Annotated in this window: 18 protein-coding genes and 1 pseudogene; 1 reads left to right on the top strand and 18 read right to left on the bottom strand. The window is 41.6% G+C overall.

Annotated elements, in window-relative coordinates; all coding sequences use genetic code 11:
- The 3 genes from gpAD87_RS18690 to gpAD87_RS18700 all read right to left on the bottom strand — a co-directional run bounded on the left by gpAD87_RS18690 (position 1) and on the right by gpAD87_RS18700 (position 3,846).
- On the bottom strand, positions 1-936 hold the full coding sequence (locus gpAD87_RS18690; RefSeq protein ID WP_063564007.1) for a carbohydrate ABC transporter permease: 936 nt from the start codon (positions 934-936) through the stop codon (positions 1-3).
- Between the two features lie 72 nt (positions 937-1,008).
- The gene (locus gpAD87_RS18695; protein ID WP_231952651.1) at positions 1,009-2,181 is read right to left on the bottom strand and encodes an ABC transporter substrate-binding protein; all 1,173 of its coding nucleotides are present in this window, start codon (positions 2,179-2,181) and stop codon (positions 1,009-1,011) included.
- A 540-nt stretch (positions 2,182-2,721) separates the two neighbouring features.
- Positions 2,722-3,846: a GntR family transcriptional regulator gene (locus gpAD87_RS18700; RefSeq protein ID WP_064639807.1), complete on the bottom strand. Its 1,125-nt coding sequence runs from the start codon at positions 3,844-3,846 to the stop codon at positions 2,722-2,724.
- Between the two features lie 57 nt (positions 3,847-3,903).
- On the opposite strand from gpAD87_RS18700, the pseudogene gpAD87_RS32620 reads away from it, so the two are divergent.
- Positions 3,904-4,081: pseudogene (locus gpAD87_RS32620) on the top strand (transposase); the annotation flags it as partial.
- 85 nt (positions 4,082-4,166) lie between these two features.
- Here the strand turns inward: gpAD87_RS32620 and gpAD87_RS18705 are convergent.
- The 15 genes from gpAD87_RS18705 to gpAD87_RS18775 all read right to left on the bottom strand — a co-directional run bounded on the left by gpAD87_RS18705 (position 4,167) and on the right by gpAD87_RS18775 (position 19,127).
- Positions 4,167-5,438 (bottom strand): Gfo/Idh/MocA family protein, encoded by a 1,272-nt coding sequence (locus gpAD87_RS18705; protein ID WP_064639808.1) that lies wholly within the window; start codon positions 5,436-5,438, stop codon positions 4,167-4,169.
- 44 nt (positions 5,439-5,482) lie between these two features.
- Complete coding sequence (locus tag gpAD87_RS18710; RefSeq protein ID WP_064639809.1) at positions 5,483-7,108, bottom strand: extracellular solute-binding protein; 1,626 nt, start codon at positions 7,106-7,108, stop codon at positions 5,483-5,485.
- A 41-nt stretch (positions 7,109-7,149) separates the two neighbouring features.
- Positions 7,150-8,034 carry a carbohydrate ABC transporter permease gene (locus gpAD87_RS18715; RefSeq protein WP_064639811.1) on the bottom strand — a complete coding sequence of 295 codons (885 nt, stop codon included), beginning with the start codon at positions 8,032-8,034 and terminating at the stop codon, positions 7,150-7,152.
- Positions 8,035-8,049: 15 nt separating this feature from the next.
- Positions 8,050-9,012, bottom strand: coding sequence for an ABC transporter permease (locus tag gpAD87_RS18720; RefSeq protein WP_082935171.1), 963 nt, complete (start codon positions 9,010-9,012; stop codon positions 8,050-8,052).
- A 628-nt stretch (positions 9,013-9,640) separates the two neighbouring features.
- Positions 9,641-10,693, bottom strand: coding sequence for a LacI family DNA-binding transcriptional regulator (locus gpAD87_RS18725; protein WP_064639812.1), 1,053 nt, complete (start codon positions 10,691-10,693; stop codon positions 9,641-9,643).
- A gap of 267 nt (positions 10,694-10,960) precedes the next feature.
- On the bottom strand, positions 10,961-11,344 hold the full coding sequence (locus gpAD87_RS18730; RefSeq protein WP_064639813.1) for a RidA family protein: 384 nt from the start codon (positions 11,342-11,344) through the stop codon (positions 10,961-10,963).
- A gap of 76 nt (positions 11,345-11,420) precedes the next feature.
- Complete coding sequence (gene nhaC / locus gpAD87_RS18735) at positions 11,421-12,908, bottom strand: Na+/H+ antiporter NhaC (RefSeq protein WP_064639815.1); 1,488 nt, start codon at positions 12,906-12,908, stop codon at positions 11,421-11,423.
- Between the two features lie 39 nt (positions 12,909-12,947).
- Positions 12,948-14,117, bottom strand: a complete 1,170-nt coding sequence (locus gpAD87_RS18740; protein ID WP_064639817.1) for a MalY/PatB family protein — start codon at positions 14,115-14,117, stop codon at positions 12,948-12,950.
- Positions 14,118-14,153: 36 nt separating this feature from the next.
- Positions 14,154-14,834 carry a helix-turn-helix transcriptional regulator gene (locus tag gpAD87_RS18745; protein ID WP_064639819.1) on the bottom strand — a complete coding sequence of 227 codons (681 nt, stop codon included), beginning with the start codon at positions 14,832-14,834 and terminating at the stop codon, positions 14,154-14,156.
- Between the two features lie 227 nt (positions 14,835-15,061).
- Positions 15,062-15,409 carry a VOC family protein gene (locus gpAD87_RS18750; protein ID WP_064639821.1) on the bottom strand — a complete coding sequence of 116 codons (348 nt, stop codon included), beginning with the start codon at positions 15,407-15,409 and terminating at the stop codon, positions 15,062-15,064.
- 228 nt (positions 15,410-15,637) lie between these two features.
- A complete protein-coding gene (locus tag gpAD87_RS18755) occupies positions 15,638-16,147 on the bottom strand; it encodes a tetratricopeptide repeat protein (protein WP_064639824.1) in 510 nt (169 codons plus the stop codon).
- 57 nt (positions 16,148-16,204) lie between these two features.
- Entirely contained in the window at positions 16,205-16,924 is a 720-nt protein-coding gene (locus tag gpAD87_RS18760; RefSeq protein ID WP_064639826.1) for a ferritin-like domain-containing protein, read from the bottom strand.
- A gap of 181 nt (positions 16,925-17,105) precedes the next feature.
- Entirely contained in the window at positions 17,106-17,873 is a 768-nt protein-coding gene (locus gpAD87_RS18765) for a nucleotidyltransferase domain-containing protein (protein WP_064639828.1), read from the bottom strand.
- Between the two features lie 192 nt (positions 17,874-18,065).
- The gene (locus gpAD87_RS18770) at positions 18,066-18,449 is read right to left on the bottom strand and encodes a nuclear transport factor 2 family protein (RefSeq protein WP_064639830.1); all 384 of its coding nucleotides are present in this window, start codon (positions 18,447-18,449) and stop codon (positions 18,066-18,068) included.
- A gap of 123 nt (positions 18,450-18,572) precedes the next feature.
- Positions 18,573-19,127 (bottom strand): GNAT family N-acetyltransferase, encoded by a 555-nt coding sequence (locus gpAD87_RS18775; protein ID WP_064639832.1) that lies wholly within the window; start codon positions 19,125-19,127, stop codon positions 18,573-18,575.
- Between the last annotated feature and the right edge of the window lie 569 nt (positions 19,128-19,696).

Raw genomic sequence — 19,696 nt, forward strand, 5'->3', positions numbered from 1 at the left:
TTATTTCCCTTGATAATGAACCCAGCGTTTAGACGTAATAAAAATAATTCCGGTTAATGCCATAACGATAATAAATAAGATCCAGGCCATTGCGGAGGCATAACCCATTTTGAAATACCTGAATCCATTCTCATATAAATACATGACGTAAAAAGTCATGGAATTTGCAGGAGTTCCTTGCCCTTTGGTCAACGTATAGGGAAGAGTAAACTGTTGGAATGCACCGATCATTCCCATGACAAGGTTGTAGAAAATAACGGGAGTGAGCAAAGGCAGGGTTACCTTTCTCGTTTTCTGAAACCAGTTAGCTCCATCGATCTGCGCTGCTTCATAGTACTCATCAGGGATATCTCCTAATCCAGCAAGGTAGATGACGACGGCTTGCCCAATACCCCAAAGCGACATCAAGATGAGCGAAGGCTTGGACCACGACTCACCACCAAGCCAAGAAGGCCCATCGATACCGATATTCGCTAACATCCCGTTCACCAATCCGAAGTTTGGATGTAACAACCACATCCACAGAACAGCCAAAGCCACTTGTGGAACAAGTGTAGGCAAGAAAAAGATCGTTCTGAATATAGCCATCCCCTTGACCTTCATATTCAACATCATAGCGAGTGCCACACCGAAAAATATACTTAATGGAACAAAAAATACCGTGAAATAAAGCGTGTTGTATATTGATTTCCAAAACAGAGGATCATGAAATAGATCTATATAATTACTCATTCCGACAAATTCACCAGGCTGCAGAATGCTGTACGTAGTGAAGCTGAAGTAGATGGACATTAGCATCGGAATTGCATAAAAGCACAGCAGCCCTATAGCCCAAGGTGAAGCAAACAGCCACCCAATCACGTTAGTTCTGTGGAGTGCTCGTTTCCTTGCCGATGGAATTGCGTTTACTTGAACTGAATCGGCCAGTTTCGCCATTTGCATTCTCCTTCCAATTGTCATTCATTAATAGGCAAGGAGAGAGAGTTCTCTCCCTGCCTACCAAGCACCCTATTTGTCGTATTTTTCTAAAGCCTTATTAATAGTCTCTGTTACTCTATCCAGGTTCTCTTTTGGAGTACCGTTACCGCGGGTAGCCTTTTCCGTAGCGGAAGCTAACTCATTCCACAACAGCTGTCCTTCAGGAATAACCGGGCGGTTGTGTGAATTGGGCAAAATATTAATAAATTCCTTCATAATCGGATCGTCCTTGTAACCGTATTTGTCGTTAACCGAATCGATAACGGAAATTTGAGAGTCAGCGTTTAATAACGTTTGCCCCTCTTCTTTCCCTAAGAATTCGAGGAATTTCCAAGCAGCAGCGACGTTCTTAGCGCCTTTAGGGATAATAGCGGACCCGCCTCCCGACCATGTCGTAAAATTAGTACCTGTTGGGGTCGGTATTGGTGCAACACCGTAATTTAAATCCGGCTTAAATTTTTCGATACCCTTCACCGTAAAGTTTCCACTTATCTTCATGCTGACTTGACCGGAAATGAACGGATCCATTTCCTCCGTGCCAGCTGCGCTTGTGAATCCGGCAATATCCTCGACATTGTATTTTTTGCCGAAGTCGGTCATCCATTGTAGTGCTTCAACGACTTTAGGATCATTTGCGGTAATTTTTCCGGTGGCAGCGTCCTGGAATTCTCCTCCAAATGCCCATCCCCAAGTATACAGCCAGCCTTGCGAATACCATGGGATGAACCCGATCCGTTTGAAACGTTTACCTTCCTTGATGGTTAACTTTTCGGAAGCCGCTTCAAGCTCGGCGATCGTTTGTGGTGGTTTGTTGGGATCCAGCCCTACTTCTTTGAAATGATCCTTATTGTAAAATAGCAGGCGAGAGTCCGTATCCATCGGCATTGCATAAAGCTTTCCTTGATAACTGGACTCCTCCCAAGCAAATGGATAATACATTTCCTTAAGAATTCCAGATTCTGCTGCCATCGAGGATAAGTCAGTCAGAGAATCTTGCGCAGCCCAAGTACCGACCTTAAAACGGTCGAAAAGTGCAACGTCAGGAGGATTGCCGCCAGCGACTGCAGTCAGCAGCTTCTGATCGGATCCCTCACTGGATTCTGTATAAACCAATTTCATTTTGATGGTAGGATTTTTCTCTTCAAATGCCTTCACGACTTTATTCAAATTATCTAAATCAATGGAGGTAAGACCATGCCACATCGTAACCGTTGTATTCCCCTCTCCGGCCTGATCGCTTGAGTCTCCCTTCGTTGAGCAAGCGGTTACAAGTAGTGACATAGCCAGAAAGTAAACAAGAATTGGAAATGCGAATTTTTTGGATCTCCTCATTCAAAGTCCCCCTTAAGTTAAATTAATTAGTTTAACTTGAATTCCTATAGAATTCACTCCATTTTCTGATCAATCCACATTTTATGTAAGCGCTAACAATACTGGTGATATGAACTATTAAAATCAGAAAATGATGAACAAAGTGAATTTGTTATAAGAATCCTACTGGCTATACTAATTATACTCAGTATATTAATATGACATCACGAAGCATGTCAATTGCAATATTACGACATACTTCACAGAAGACAGACCGCGTCTAGAAGAAGTTTTTCTTGCGATATCAGGTCAGGAAAGTCCATGCTTCAAAGTTTTATTTCTGATATCAAAAAAGGTGCCGATAAGCCCCCGGGGACTTCTCGACACCTTGAACAATATGCTTGCTTTTGTTGAGCTGCGCTTGTATTAACCCTACCTGTTATTTTTCACGACCATACGATGTTCAATGATGTTCAGCTCGGGAACTGCTGTTCCATGCAACTGAGAGATTAGCATATCCACTGCTAATTCACCCATCTGCTTCTCATCCTGCTTAATATGAGTGAAGATGGGTTGACCCAAGTGATCGTTCAGGGAGTCGAAACAAACAATCTCGAATTCCTCCAGAGATTTCCCCATCGAATGGATGACTTGAGCCAGCATGGTAGCTATTAGAAATTCTGACGCGACAAACGCCTTTACATCAGGGTTTTGTTTCAAAAAATGCTTTACTGTTTCTTTATCACTTTCAATCGTTGTTCCGTTTATGTTCATGGGAAGGGTGCCCTTCAAGTTCGTCAATACATAATCTTTGTTCAAGTTCATTCCTTCTTGGGTGAAGGCAAACGTATATCCGAGCAACCTTTCCTCCAATGTTGACGTGTTCTCTTCCGGCGGAGATAAAAAGGCAATTTTTTTATGACCTTTGCTAATCAGATGCCGCGTAAGATCCATGGCTGCTTTCTTATTGTCTGTGTATACCGAACAAACCGGAATTCCTTTTAGATATCTATCGACCAAAACAATTGGAAACCGATCTAATACAAGTCGAAGCAGCTCCGAATTATAGTGTTGACCATGAATGGGTGTCACGATTAATCCTTTGATGCCCAAACCAATAAATAAGTCGATCGCGCGTTTTTCCTCATCCCGATCCCCGCAAGTTCGCTTGATAATGAGTTGATAATTATGCTCAGCACTCCGCTTTTCCATCGATCTAAGAAGTTGTAAGCCAAACTCGTCAGAAAAATTCGGTATAATAAAACCGATCAACCGCTTATCATCCTCAGGCACCAAGGTCGTTTTTACCTCTGAGTATTGCTTCGGTTCTTGTCCTCCAATTATACCATCGGCCACATATGAACCTTTTCCTTGTATTCGTTTAATAACCCCAGAATCTGCCAATTTCTCCAGAGCCTTTTTAGATGTAATACGACTGACGCCAAATTTTTCAGCCAACTCTTTTTCAGAAGAGACTCGGTCTCCTTCTTTTAATCGACCTTCTTTAATCTCTTGTACAATAGAGACATATATCTGCTCGTATAAATGCAATTCCACAAAACCACCCTGACATCATAATATTAGTATACTAAGTATATTACACAAGAAGTAATTCGCAAAGTCACTCAGATTGCCGGCGAACTTCTGTGGTATGGCGTTTTCCAAGTCTATTGTGTCAGACCTCTCCTTACAGTTAGCCCCCCTGGTAGGGTCATGGAATAACTGGCCCTAAGTCGACAGCCGATTCCCGTTTATCTTAGTGGATGTGATGGTATTGAAGGTCCGTGAAGAAAACTCTCGAATTCCAAACGAACAAAAAAAGCCGTCCCTCAAAATATATTCATACCTTGAGGGGCAGCTTATCGATACACTGCTGATTATTTAGATAGCTCTTCCTTCACCATAAGCTGACGGGCATATTCATTCAGATCGATAGACTCGCCCCCGTTCAGCCGCGACTTTTCAGCTGCGAATGCAATCAGATGGCTCCGGACGGAAGCTGCAGCCGATGTCAGGCTTTCCTGACCGTTATAGTGACGCACCTCATTCAGAAAATTCCTCACAATGCCGCTATCTCCCCCACCATGGCCACTGGTTTGAGAAGGGATTGTGATTTCTGTTTTTTGATGTGTCAAAAAGTCGTACACCGTAATTTGATCTTCCTCACCACGAAGTTCTCCTTTCGTCCCCATGATCTGGATTCTACGTTCCTGCTCAAATGTAAAGCCGCACATACTGAACATGGCCGTAGCTCCTCCTTCAAATTCCATATTCACAACCTGATGATCTACCACATTATTGTCACTCCGGTATACACACCGGCCGTAATCGGTATCACGCAAGCCCTGTATGATATTCGGCTTTGTCAGCTCCTGTGTAAAATGTCCTGCCCAACCCCTGAATTGGTCACTCAAATAAAATCTTGGTGCAGAATACGCACAGGTTGGTTCTACAGCACAATCCAAGCATCGGTCAGCGGAGCCTTCCGGTGCATTGCCTTCATGAAAATGTTTAAGAGATCCGAACGAACTGACCTTAAGGCAAGGCTGATCCACAAGCCAGGATAATACGTCCATATCATGGCATGACTTGGACAGGATCATCGGGCTGGATGTGTTGGAATTGTTCCAATTTCCCCGCACGAAGCTGTGGGCAATATGCCAGTAACCCACATTCTCATTCAACTGAATGGAGACAATTTCTCCGATACGTCCTTCTTGTATCACCTTCTTGATTGTATTCCAGAACGGTGTGTACCGCAGCACATGGCAGATCGTCAGCAGCCGGTCATTATCTCTGGCCGCTTGTTCCATCTCAAGACATTCCTTCGGATCAGGAGACATCGGCTTCTCCAGCATAACATGATACTTCTTATCTAAAGCCTGCATCGTTGGGCCATAATGCATTCTGTCCTGTGTACAAATAACCGCAATATCAGCCAGCTTAGGTTCAGCCAACAGGGGCTCCCAAGTCTCATAACAGTGTTCCGGCGGAATCCCGTGCTTCTCAGCAAATCTTGCTCTTCTCACTGGATCGGCTTCGGCAACCGCAATGAAGGTAAGCTCATGCGGATAATCAAGTGCATAGGGTGCATAGCCACCCGCTCCCCTCGCACCTGCTCCAATCAGGACTGCTTTCATTTGACTCATATTTGTTTCACTCCTTTATGATCTGAAATCTACGGATGAACCTTCTAATCCGCTTGGGTATAACGGTCTGCTGCTGATTGATAGATGGCTACATATCGTTCTACGCCCATCTTTTGGAGAGCTGCCACATACTGATCCCAATTGTCAAAGGATTCATTTCCAGTAATGAATTTGTCACGCATTTCATCTACATACGTTTCAATATCCGTTTGGAAAGTGGTCAGATCCCGTTGTTCTTCCTGTGTGAAATTAAATGGAGGCCAAATTTGATCTTGTGGTAAGATGTGAGACTCTGCTTTTTTCGCATTATCCACCGAAGTTGGCAGACCTTCAGCACCCTTGAAGTATTTCTGCTTCACAAAACCAGGGTAGTATCCACCCGGCCAAATCAGGTATTGACCTACCGCCTGGTCTAGATTAAGACCATCCGGGTTGTTTTTGATATTGTCGACATAGTCTACGTTACCGTCTGGGTCTTCTTTATAAGTCTCATCTTTCCAGCCCATGAAGAACGTTTTGATGCCCTCATCGCTGTAGAAATAATCCATCCAGCGGATCATGGCTTCTGGGTTTTGGGCTTTATCTGTCAATAAGAACATCCCGATATTACCGAGTGGAGAACCATAGGCATTGTATGTCTGATCGCCATGAGGCCCCTTCAGTACTGGCATGCCAACATAACCTTGTTGATTGTATATCGCAACCGGATCGACATTATCCACGACACCGATCAGGCCCTCCATACCTTTAGCATCCACTTCCGTACTCTTAACAGATACAATATCCTGCTCGAGCAATCCGTCCTTGTAGAGCTTATTCACGAATTGTAGCAGCTCCTTGTACTGGGGATCGGTTGGAATAAAGCGTACTTTATCCGTCTGAGGATCTGTATCAATGTTAATGTTGGAGGTTCCATGATTATTCAACCCAAATGAACCTCTCAGGTAGTTCACCACACCAGCCGTTCCCACACCGCCCCAGGCTATCTCGTCCTTCTGCCCGTTGCCGTTCGGGTCCTTTTCTTTAAAAGCTTTCAACATAGTATAGAAGTCATCTAATGTCTGCGGTTCCTGCATACCTAATTTATCAAGCCACTCTTGCTTCACCCAAGGTGTCCCGTACAGAACCGACTTGAATTCCGGATCATATAAGGTTGGCAACCCATATATGTTACCATCCGGCATCGTAATCCCTTTGCCAATAACCGGATACTTCTTCATTAGAGCCTTAAAGTTAGGCGCGTATTGGTCGATCAGATCATTTAGAGGAATGAATGCGCCCTGCTTGCCATATTTCAGCAGATCCGATCTGGAAAACGCCGAGGCGTAGAACAGCTCCGGGTAAGCGCCGCCTGCCAGCAGGAGATTGCGTTTTTCCTTCAAATTATCCTTCTGCACCGTATCCCACTGGATATGAACATTGGACATCTTCTCATACTCTTTCCAGAGTCTGAGATCGTTCCAGTCTGCATTGGCAAAAAACTTTCCGGCAAATCCGCTTACTGTAATGGTGTCATTTACGATCGGAAATCCGCTCGAATTGACTTTGCCATTGGCAGCTCCTTTATCCTTGTTACTTCCCGAATCAGCATCCTTAGAATTGCACCCGGCCAGCATCGAAACGGACATCATACAAACCAGAGCGATACTCCCCCACTTTTTGATTGTCATTCTTATTCCTCCCTTTGTCCCATCGTTATCCATACAAGGAATCATCCTTTAATGGCACCAATCATTACGCCTTTAACAAAATATCTTTGCAGGAAAGGATAAAGCAGGAGCACCGGTATATTGGCAACGACGAGTACAGCATATTTGATGCCTTCCACTTCCCTTTGCTGCTTAATCGCAGACTCGGTTGACATTTTGACCATATCGTTCGTCTGCCCTTGAATCAGAATTTCCCGCAAAATGAGTTGAAGTGGAAACTTGTCCTTGTCTGACAGATACAACATTGCGTTAAAGAAGGAGTTCCAGTGCCCAACAGCATAGAACAGAATCGTCACCGCTATTATGGGCATGGATAATGGCAGGATAATCCGGGTTAACGTTTGAATATTAGAGCAGCCATCAATCGTCGCCGCCTCATGCAACTCATTTGGAATCGATTGCTGGAAGAATGTCCGCATAATGATGATGTTCCAGATCGAAACGGCATTCGGAATGATCATGACCCAAAATGTGTTTAACATGCCAAGGTTTTTGATTAACATATAGGTTGGAATTAATCCGCCACTGAAGAACATCGTGAAAACAAACAGGGCCATGATAGCATTGCGGCCTATAAAATCCTTTCGGGATAGCGGATATGCCGCCAGAATCGTCATGACGAGATTAATCAGCGTCCCCACTGACGTATAAATCAGTGTATTGGTATAACCTCTGAGGATATCTTTGTTCTGAAAAATCTTCTCGTAAGAATGGAAATTGATCCCCTTAGGCCATAGGAACATTTCACCACGCAGGACGGCCTGCGGATCGCTGAACGAAGCACTTAACACAAAAACAAGCGGGTAGATAACAATGAGCGTAATTATAATTAACAAAAAATGGTTAATTATATTAAAAATACGATCTCCTCTAGATTCAACAAGCATGCATCAGCAACTCCCTTACCATAGGCTCGTTTCACTCATTCGTTTTGAGATCTGGTTAACAGTAACTAATAAGATGAAATTGATTATGGAGTTAAACAGACCAATCGCCGCCGAGAAGCTGTATTCAGCATCTTGTATCCCACTCCGGTAAACGTAGGTAGAGATAATGTCCGAGGTTTCTAAATTCAGTGTGTTCTGCATCAGCAGGACTTTCTCGAAACCAATACCCATGATGCTTCCGATGTTTAAAATGAACAAAATGATAATTGTCGGCATAATACTCGGTATATTAATATGCCATATACGCTGCAACCGGGTTGCCCCATCCACACGCGCTGCTTCATGAAGCTGAGAGTCCACGCCGGCTAATGCCGCCAAATAAATAATCGAGCTCCAGCCCATGGTCTGCCATACATCCGACATCACAAACAAGGTCTTGAACCAGGAAGGCTCAGACAAGAAATTAATGGGATTACCGCCAAACATACCAATGAAGTGATTAACGATTCCGTATCGAGGCGATAAAAACATCATCATCATGCCTACGACCACGACAGTTGATAGGAAGTGCGGCGCATAGGTAATGGTCTGAACAAATTTTTTAAACTTTTCCGCCCTTACCTCATTCATCAGAAGCGCCAAAATGATAGGGACTGGAAAACCTACCGCCAAGCTGTATAACCCAAGTCCAAGCGTATTTTTGATTAATCTCCAGAAGAAATAACTGTGAAAAAAACGTTCAAAATGTTCAACACCGATCCAGGGACTTCCCCAGATTCCCTTCGTTGCAATGAAATCCTTAAACGCGATTTGAATGCCATACATCGGCAAGTACTGAAAGACAAGGTAATAAGCAACAACTGGTGAGATTAACAAATAAAGCTGCCAATTTCGTAAAATCGGGTTCCACTTTTGACGTCTTCTTCTCTTCTTTTCATGTACTGCATTCATTGCAGGTTGTACAGTTGTATTGGCCATGAACATCCCCCCTGGAATCGTCACTACAATTCTGCCTGGCAAAATGTCTTTGTGTTAAACCACCAGCGTCCTTACGCTGCTCGAAGCAGTTCCCACCTTTCTTTTTTGATTTCTGATCTTCTTTGATTTCTGAGATTTGATTTAAAGTACTTATATGTTAGAAGTTATTACACAAAGTGAGTGGATAACGTTAATAAATGAGTTCATCATCTAACGCAAGGGGATTTGTTTTTTGGATATATATTTGGATATATATTTGGTGCTAGTTTGGAATATATTATATGTAAATGGGAAGGTATCAGTTTGGATAATAGGTTATAAGAGTTTTAGAGGTTTCTTGTACATTTTATATAAACATTGATTTTAAGGGGATGAAAGCGCAATCAATAATTTGCTTTAACATATAATTTTAGCTGCTGGCTAAATCCAAAAACATAAAAAATAACGCCAAACGTTTAATTTCATACATCATAATATAGCCCATAGACGATTGTCAAACATTTTTTTTGGTTTTATTTGGATTACTTTTGGCTAAAAAAAACAAAAAAAAACCCACGCGGATGCATTCCTCGTAGGTTTTATATGACAGTTATCTGAATTTATATGTAATATAATATCACACAACTAACTAGTCATTTGTATGATTTGTACGATCATAAACAGATGATTCCCTCACAATAAGGGTGCTGGGCAACAAAACTTTATGGAGAGATGAATAACGTCCTTCCAGATAATCGTTAATTAATTGTGCTGCTACTTTGCCGATTTCATATTTTGGAACTTGTACGGACGTCAGAGGTGGTGTCGTATACTGCGCCATAGAGATATTATCCATGCCCACGAATGCGATATCTTGAGGAATACGACCATTTTGTTCAACAACTGCCCGCATCGCAGGAATAGCGAGCATATCACTTGCACAAAAAATGGCCGTCGGCCAATCAGACTTGGGCGTCTCGGTCAGGAGATCCGTCAGTTTGCTGTAGCTGAGATTCACATTCCAGTTGGTGTTGATAATCCAATGTTCATTCAGATTCAGGTTTGCTTCCAGCATGGCAAATTTATAACCGACATACCTTTCTTCGCTCTCTATTTGTTCCGAATATGCGGGGCCACCAATAAACCCAATCCGGGTATGGCCTTGCTCGATCAAATGACGGACTGCTGTGCGAGCAGAAAATATTCGGTCACAGTCAACGACCGGTACAGTGAGCCTTTCGTCATTGAGACTTACACCCAATACAGTGATATTCTCTTGCTCAAGCAGCTCAAACAATTTTTCATCGTACCAGCTGATTGCGACTATACCTTGAGTATCCGTTTCCTGAAGCATCATCTTTATCCGTTCAGTGTCACCAAGTTCTTCGCAAGTGCGGACAATTGCCGGAGGCAGTCCCAGTTCCGTCATTTTAACGTGAAAACCTGTCAGTACCTGTGAAAAGTACGGATGATCATCCATCAAAATTTGTGGCACGATACAAGCTATCCGTTTGGCTGAGGTATTCTCTTTGCCAATAGATTTGGAGGGTTCATCCAAAATATATCCTAATTCAAGAGCAGCTTCCCTAATTTTTCGCTTTGTCCCTTCATTGACCGGTCGATTGGTATCATTGCTGATCGCACGCGAAACCGTTGATATGGATACGCCTACACGTTCTGCGATATCTTTTAATTTTGGCATTACAGCACCTCCCCTTGCTCTCTTCATTTGGAGCCAAAATTTATGTTTAGCAATGATCATATCATAATATTGTAATATTTTGGCGTCAATTAAACAAGCCCAGAGCGCTTATGAGGAGCGTCGGAAGGCTTCAGTCTCTCCTGTTAAATGGTCATAGACCACGCAAATGTTTGGGCTGGAGAACCGCTCAGAGGAACTGTCGCACTTGGTTTGACAATCTGTCCGATAAAAAAGCCCCCGGTTTCCCGGAGGCTCATCGAATCCTAGTTATTTTACCGCGATCACTTCAATCTCCACAAGTCCGCCCTTCGGCAGCTTCGCAACCTCAACGGCACTACGTGCCGGATAAGGCTCCGCAAAGAAAGTAGCATAGACTTCATTTACCGTTTGGAAATCGTTCATGTCTTTTAGAAATACCGTCGTTTTCACTACATGCTCCATGGCATAATCTGCGGCTTCCAAAATTGCCTTCACATTAGTTAGCGATTGCTTGGCTTGCTTCGATACAGAATCCGGAAACTCTCCTGCTGCATTCATTCCAAGCTGCCCGGAAGTAATAATCATATTCCCAAATTGTACAGCCTGTGAGTAAGGACCGATAGCACCTGGAGCGTTTGAAGTTGCAATTGTTTTTCTCTCTTGTTTTGTCATAGAAATTCTCTCCCTTTATCCACGCATTAATATGCTTTTTTTTCTGTTTGACAAGCGAGGGGTGTGATCCCCCCTCTTATAATGATTTAGCTGCTTTTGCATCATCATATTCTTTGAGCATTTCCTGCTGCTGCTCCGGAGTCAGCTTGGTGATTCCAAAGCCTGTGAAACCCCATATGATCGCAAAGATAATACCTGTCCAGCAGAGGACTGCCCAAGGCAAATATGCCAGAGTTGCGACGCCAAGCGTACCAGCCATATAAGCCCCTGCTGCTGTCCACGGCAAGATCGGTTCAATAATGGTAGCAGAGTCCTCAATGGTTCGACCCAGGTTCTTCGGATGCAGTCCGCGGCGAATGTAAGCCTCTCGCAGCATTTCACCAGGCATCAGGATCGATACCTGCCCATTACTTGTTACCCCGATCATCGTCAGACCGGTAGCAATTGTTGCCAAAATCAGCGATCCTGTCGAATGTACAAATTTAAGGATCTTACCTACAATCAGTTCCAGAGATTTGGTCAACGAAATGGTACCGGCGAACGTAATAGCACAGAAACAGATCAACAATGTACCCATCATGGAGTTCATCCCACCGCGATTCAGAAGGCGAGGAATATCCGGAATCACAGCAGCTGCATCGAAGCCTTGAATGTGAACCATAGCTACATCGAAGCCGTTAATGACGGAAGTAATTACATCATGCAGTGTAAACCCTTGAAAGATCATACCGTTCGCCATCGCTACAAAAGAGGAGATTAACATAACCGGGATTGTAGGCTTCTTGCGAATCGACCCATACAATACGATCAGTACCGGAAGCAGTAATAGTAAATTCCAGTTGAACACTGTACTTAAAGTATCCATAATCGTAACAACCTTCTCAGGAATAGCCATATCCGAGCCACCGCTATTAAAACCAGTGATCAAGAAAACCGCTCCAGCCACGATAAATGATGGGACCGTCGTATACAGCAAATGACCTATATGTTCATACAAGTTAACTCCTGTTGATAGCGCTGCCAAGTTTGTTGTATCTGATAAAGGGGACAGTTTGTCTCCAAAATAGGCACCTGCTACGACTGCACCTGCAACAGCAGCCAGATTTGCATCCAGTCCAGCTCCTACCCCCATAAATGCTACGCCGATCGTACCTGCTGATCCCCAGGAGGTTCCTGTACATAAGGAGACAATGGAAGTGACAATGAATGCCGTAATCAGCAAAAATTGCGGATTAATAATATCAAGTCCGTAATAGATCATCATCGGTATCGTACCGCCGATCATCCAGGCGCCAATCATAAAACCGACAGTAATCAGGATCAAGATAGCCGGCATGGTCTTTGCGATCTTTTGTGCGATGGAATTCATAATGTCGTCATAGTTGTGACCCAGCTTAATGGCGATGATTCCCGCAACTACTGTAGATATAATGATTAACGGCTCAGGTGGCAATTCGAATAGAACATATCCTAAACTTAACAGTAAAACCATAGTAACAATCGGTAATAAAGCTAAAAACAGAGTAGGTTGTTTAACCGTCTTTTCCTTATTTGGCGTAGCCATTGTAAGGTTCCCCCTATCGATGATGTAAGAAGTTATCTGTTACTTTAAAGGGTAATTGCTGGCCATTCGCTCAAAAGCCTCTTGCAATAGTGCCCGGGGAGCACCGAGATTCAGGCGAATAAATCCTTCGCCATCCACGCCAAAGGACGAACCAAAACTGACGCTAACCCGGCTCTTTTGTTGAATCCATTCCATTAAATCGCTTTCATTCCTGCTAAGGGCCGTACAATCTACCCACAGAAGGTAGGTTCCTTCTGCTCTCACGATTTTAAGTTCAGGCATATGCTCAGCAAAAAAATCTTCCGTAAATGAAATATTGTCCGTAATATAAGATCGAAGCTCGTTAAGCCATTCATCACACTCCGTATAAGCCACTTCCAAAGCAGGGATGGCAAAAAAAGTAGGATTATGAATACCAGCTTGTCGTAACCCCAGTTGGAATCGCTCTCTTAACTGCATATTTGGGATCACAATATTAGCGATTTCAAGACTTGCTAAGTTAAAGGTTTTACCTGGCGAAGTGCAAATAATGGAACGCTCCGCAATCTGCTCTGATAATTTCGCGATAATCGTATGTTCATGTCCTTCGTGAATAAAATCAGCATGAATGTCATCCGATACGAGCAGTGCATCATAACGAATGCAGAGCTCGGCTATACGTTCCAATTCCACCTTTGTCCATACACGCCCGGTCGGATTATGTGGAGAGATTAACAGAACAATCTTGACCCCTGCACTCATTTGGCGTTCCATATCATCAAAATCGATTTCATATCGTCCATTACTAAGTACCAGCCGACTCTCTACGAGTTTTCTATCGTTAATTTCAACAGCATTAGCGATAGGTTGATATGCCGGAGTATGCATCAAAATTCGGTCACCAGGTTCTGTGAATCTCTCGATTATAATCGATACCGCCTGTACAATCCGCGGACAGAATACGATCCATTCTTGCGGTACATCCCATCTGTAGGCTTTATTAAGCCACTTCTGGACGACCTCATAATACGGAGGGAATGCATCGGTATATCCGTAGATTCCATGCCGTGCCATCTCGCTCACCTTATTCACGACTTGAGGAGGCGCTTGGATATCCATATCCGCAACAGAGAGAACGATCATATCGTCCCCCAAGCTGTTCACAACCCCGTCCCACTTTGCGCTATTGGTACCTACTCTGCTAATCACTTGATCAAAGTTATAGCTCATGTATCTCACCTTCTTGTTTTCCATCTGGATTTCTGTTTATTTCAGCTTTTGTAAATAGCGATATACCGTAGGTTCAGATATTGATAAAGAAGCTGCTACCTGTGAAACCCCGCCTTTCAGTAAGAAAACTCCAAGCTCGTTTAATTCGCGGACAACTTCAATCTTCTCCTGCGATGACAACCGTTCCGGCGGAATTTTTAATTTGCCAATTACCGAAGTTATCATATGCTGCAGCAGATCATCTGCATTTCCCTGCAGGTACTCCGTTGTTTGCTTTTCTTCCTTGGACTTTTCAGCAGCAGCAGGCATTACATACGGGTTAGGTCCTCCTTGTAAAATATGTTGAACCCATTCAGCCGCTACTTCCATATGAGTAACGTCTATATTCAGGCAGAGCAGACCAACGAGCTTATTCTGATCATTCTTTATATAGTAGGTAGACGATCGGAAACTCTGACCGAATTTGCCTGACGCTTTGTAGTTGGCTATATACTGTTCCTCATGATAAGCTTCCGATTTGAGAATTTTCAAAACAAGGTCAGTGGATGCATCGCCTACTTCACGTCCGCTAATATAACCGTTCTCAATAAAAACAATAGAGTGCTCCGGATCACTGATATCATGTACGACGACTTCACATTTAGGTCCTATAATTGCCGCAATAAATGAAGCGATCGGAAAAAATCTCTCAAGATACTGCCAATTCTCACTCCCCATCAATTTGAACTCCCTTCTCTCATTCAACAATGTATTTTTATTTTACAAATAATAAATTATTATCTTGATAAAATAGTATCACACTTATAAAACGCTTTCAACTTTTTTTTTTGTAGATAACCCTCATTTAAACAAAAAAAGCCTGCACGATCACTCCTGTGACCTGTGCAAGCTTCTCACTCATTTTCTCGAACATTGAGTCGATAACACAACTGAATTACAACGCGTTATTTTTCCCAAAGCTCGATCAGTCGACCCTCAGGATCTTCAATCCAGACAAACTTCCCAAATTCACTAATCTCTTGTTTCTTAACAAGAGGTACCCCAATATGTTCAAGATGTTGAATAGTCTCGTCTAGATCATGCACTTGGAAATTTAACATCACTTGTTGTTCTGTCGGAAAATAACTATCATTCTCCGGAAAGAAAGAAAAGATAGTTTCATTACCTGGTTCGGGTTTGATCACAGTTCCATTCCAATCTTCTATTTCAATCTTCAGCACATCACTGTACCATTTTTTTATCACTTCAAGATTCTTAGTTCTCCAAAAAATCCCTCCGAAGCCTTTTATCATCGTTTCCAGCTCCTGTCTATCATCAAATTTTAAATATCCATTAGATTAGATATATCCCGAATCCAACAACCTTAACCCCCCAAAGGGCGCCCTCAACGCGCTATGGTATTACTTGATGTCAGACCTTCACGCATCAGCTGCATTTTACTGCTCAGATTTGTTATCTTTCTCATTGCCGCGTTTAAAATTCCCAGTAATCTTTGCCATGACTACAACTCCCTTCTTAACTCATCCCCAGGTTTCATCAAGATGTTGTGCATAGTATTGGATCGGTCTGCTAAAATACTGAAGTTTTTCATCTGAAGTTGTTTCTAGCAAATTAGCTAAAAGAAGTTCAGTCGATTCTTTGTATTTTCCCGTATTATAAAGAGAGATCGCCAGAAACACTTGAAGACCTCTATGATCAGGGAACTCTTTTACACCTCGACGCAATGTTTCCTCTGCTTTCTGATAAAATCCTAAATATCGATATGTGCTTCCCAGACCAAGCAATGCTCTTTCAAGATCCGGTCCAGATAGCCCTTGTTCAATAGCTCGAACATAAAATGGAATGGCTTCTTTCCCTAGTCCTGAATTGTCATGAGCAACAGCCGCCTGAAAATGGATCTCCGCATCGTCTGGGTAAGTGAAAAGCAAATCTAAAAGCATTGTACGCGCTTCAGCAAGTATCGCTTGATCCTGCTTAGCTCGTCCCTCTTCGCGAAGTTGTATGGCCTTATCCAAAAGTTCTCTTTTCATTTTTACATTTACCTCTCTTTTTGAAATCTTGGATATAATGTTATCTGACGTAAACCTCTACTGTGCATTAGCTATAATCTTCTTTGTTAAGTTAAACTCATGACGGCACTCATAGTAATAACTTTTGAGTTTATATCCCCCAGCTTTAAATACAGGCTTATGTTGATACCACACTATAATTAGCGTTCCTTCAAAAAGGATTCTACGAAGGATATAAACTATTCTGTTAAAGAGAACGCTTCTATTTTGAGCAAATTGTTGAAGTGTTTCGGATTGAAACTGAACATGTTTCTCCTCATCACTTAAAATCTGATTACATAAATCGATTAATACTTCTGATTTTGTAGATTTTTGCAAGGCTTTATAGTACAACTTAGCAATGATCTCAGCAGTTAATAGAACAATGACTGATTGTTCTAGACTCGCATATCGACGTAATCTTCTAAATACATTGTCCACCCAATATCTACGAAGGAGCGGGATTCCCTGTACCTTCATAAATCTGCCTAGATCTCTAGCGTGCCTCTGTTCTTCTTTAATGAATTCTATAAGTGCTTCATAGTAATCCTGATCTTGTGTCTGGTGTACATATTCTTGCGCACGTTTAATTAGATATTTACCTTCAGAGTTTTCTCCTAATTGAAACTGTTGAATTGACTTAATGATTATTTCTCTTTCATTAGTTGTTAATTTATAGTTGTCATCCCAATGAATGTATTTGAGGTTTTGATTATTTCTTCGAAAATATTGCACCCATTTCGAGAAAGTGATATTCATTATTTGCTCCTAAAATGTAATAGGTTTATGTCAGATAAACGTTTTGTATTGACGACGTCCTGGCCCCTTAGAGTCGCTGCTTATAGTTGTGAGGCCTGCCGAACACCTAATGCAGTAACGTCCCGACGGGTTTAGCGGGCTGGATGGGCTCACTCGCTTCTCAGAGTGACCCCGAGCAATGTTAGTCGAAGGAAGTTTTGGAAGCAGCCATTGCATTTAAGGCGTTCTCAAAATAGCTATATACTTCATCTGCAATTCCCAGAAACTCTTCAACAAGTACATCACTATCCAAGTAACAAGCATACAGATAATCAACTAAAGCGGAGTCAATCTCACAATAGTTTAATATGGCATTCTTCATCTTAATAATATCATCTTGCCATACCCCTGTATGTTCTAAAACCAAAGAGTATAATGCACGAATTAATCTCTTAGAGTAACCTTTAATATATCTAGTTTTCATTGTGTTATCACTAGCATTAGAAAGTGAACGATGTACACGATCCACTTCCTCCTTGGTCTCTGTATTTAAGTCTATGATGAACTCTGGAGAAATCATGATCGGGGGTACTTTTTCACCAATGTCATCCCCATGTATGCAAACACAAATGATCTTAACCCAAAAACCCCACTCATGTGGTTTACTTAATACATCGTCAATCGAGCAAATGATCGTATCAATCTTAGTGATGAATGGATATTCTTCCAAAAGCCTGTCTTTAATATTTGACAATCTTTCGTAATCAATATCTTCAGGATTTGCACATACAATAGTAAAGTCTGCATCTGACTTAAAAGGTGTAGCCGTTCCTTTTGGAACCGAGCCACACATATAAATGCTATGAATCTTATCTTTAAATTCGTTAAGGATATTATCTATATACTTATCAACAAAATCCTTATATTCACTTTGTATTGCAATTCTATTTATAACTTTTTCTAATATCATATAGACTCCTCCTAAAATAAGAACTTCTTTCGGCTAACCTTGTTGTATTCATGACGCTTGGCAAATGCCAAGTGTGTCCGGCAAGCCTCTGCTTCCCTGAAATACTTCTGCAGGACCGAGGGCGCATGCTCAATGCGTGAATATATTGTTATCTGATTTCAGGGTAATCTATGAATAACTTTCAATACTGTTTCAACTATGATCTTCAATCAGTATTAACTTCTTATCTTTCATTTGAAATATTGATTTCCCTTGAAGTTTTAATGTTTCTCCTGCCTTCATTCCATTAGGGAGATCACGGGACAATATTCCCTCATAATCAATGTCAACCTCTGCTTTATCTCCTGCGAAAGTAATGTTCTTTATTACTTGACGCCTTTGAGAAAATACCTGAATTGACTGCTCTGCTAATGTGCGAAATTCCTGAATCCCCTTTGTTTCCGAATTCACTTCACCTTTAGAAATGTTTCGAAAATGAATATTTTCATTCAAAACTCCTATCATTCCATCAATGTTAAACGTGTTATATGCGCTCAGGTATTTTTCAATAAGATTTTTTAAATTTGAGTTCTCCAAGTCGAATCACACTCCTAGATTTTGAGATTACATATTTGTCCTGATTTTAAATAACGTTGCTGTATTCACGAATCCGAGAGGCTCAAAGGAACGTAGCGACTGGGTCCGTTAGGACCTAGCCTCTCAGTGGTTGTCGCCTGAGTCCGCTTCCGTTCTACTGAATTTCGCTAAAACCTCATCAATGTTATCCCATTCATAAATTAATTCATTTAGAACTTTTCCTCCGATTATTATTTGAATTGATTTACATAATTTAGCTCCATAATGTTCATAGAAATATCGTGTCTTATTATCTTCTAGAACTTCAACAAATATCTTTTGATAGCCTAAGAATTTAAAATGTAGAAATAGTTGTTTAAGTAATTCTTTCCCTAAACCTCTTCCGTGATATTCCTTAAGTATGTATATAGATGTTAAATCACTAGAATTGGCTACTATATTTGTTTCTCTCTTCCAAGAATCTGCAAATCCAATAATTTCTCCTTCTGGGTTTTCTGCTATAACTACAAAATTATCTTCTCTCTCAATATTTTCGATCCATAATTCAGTTCTTTTTTTATATGATAGATTATATAAGAATTCATCTGGAATAATACCTTTGTAAGTTGTTCTCCAACTATCCACATGAACTTTTGCAATGCCTTCTGCATCATTAATCGTTGCTTTTCTTATTTGCATAATAACCACCTCATAAGATTAGTTAAAACGAATATTTCAAGCACTTAGCCATAACTGTACTTTCTTGTATTCACGAACGCCCCGGCCTTAGATAGCTCTTATCTTAGGCTGGGGCGTTTGTTGACTGAGATTTCTTCCATGATTATACATCTTTCAATCAAGGGACGATAGCCCTACAGCTTGAATACTGTGTTAAACGCAGTTGCTGACTTCATCGAATTATCAAATACTCGCTTTCAGTTTGTTTTATATGATGTAACATATGGTTTATATTCTATAAAATTGTCTATTAGTTTGAATAGATTCTCCCAATTATCCATCGAAATACTCCAATCATCAGGAATCCCATTAAAATAGATAACATTCATCCCGTGATGCATTTATGACCCGATATGGCCTTCTTTATCCATAACCATTCGCCACACGCTTTGCTTTCCTCGAGACACAAAAAAAGACAAGGCTATCTAAATGGTATCGATCATAAAAAAGTACTGGATAAGGAGAGAACCATATTAGGAATAAGTAAATGGCATACAGGAAAACATAAATCCGGGAACTTCATTAACTAA

The sequence above is a fragment of the Paenibacillus sp. AD87 genome, from assembly GCF_001659845.1.
Classification (GTDB): Bacteria; Bacillota; Bacilli; order Paenibacillales; family Paenibacillaceae; genus Paenibacillus; species Paenibacillus marchantiae.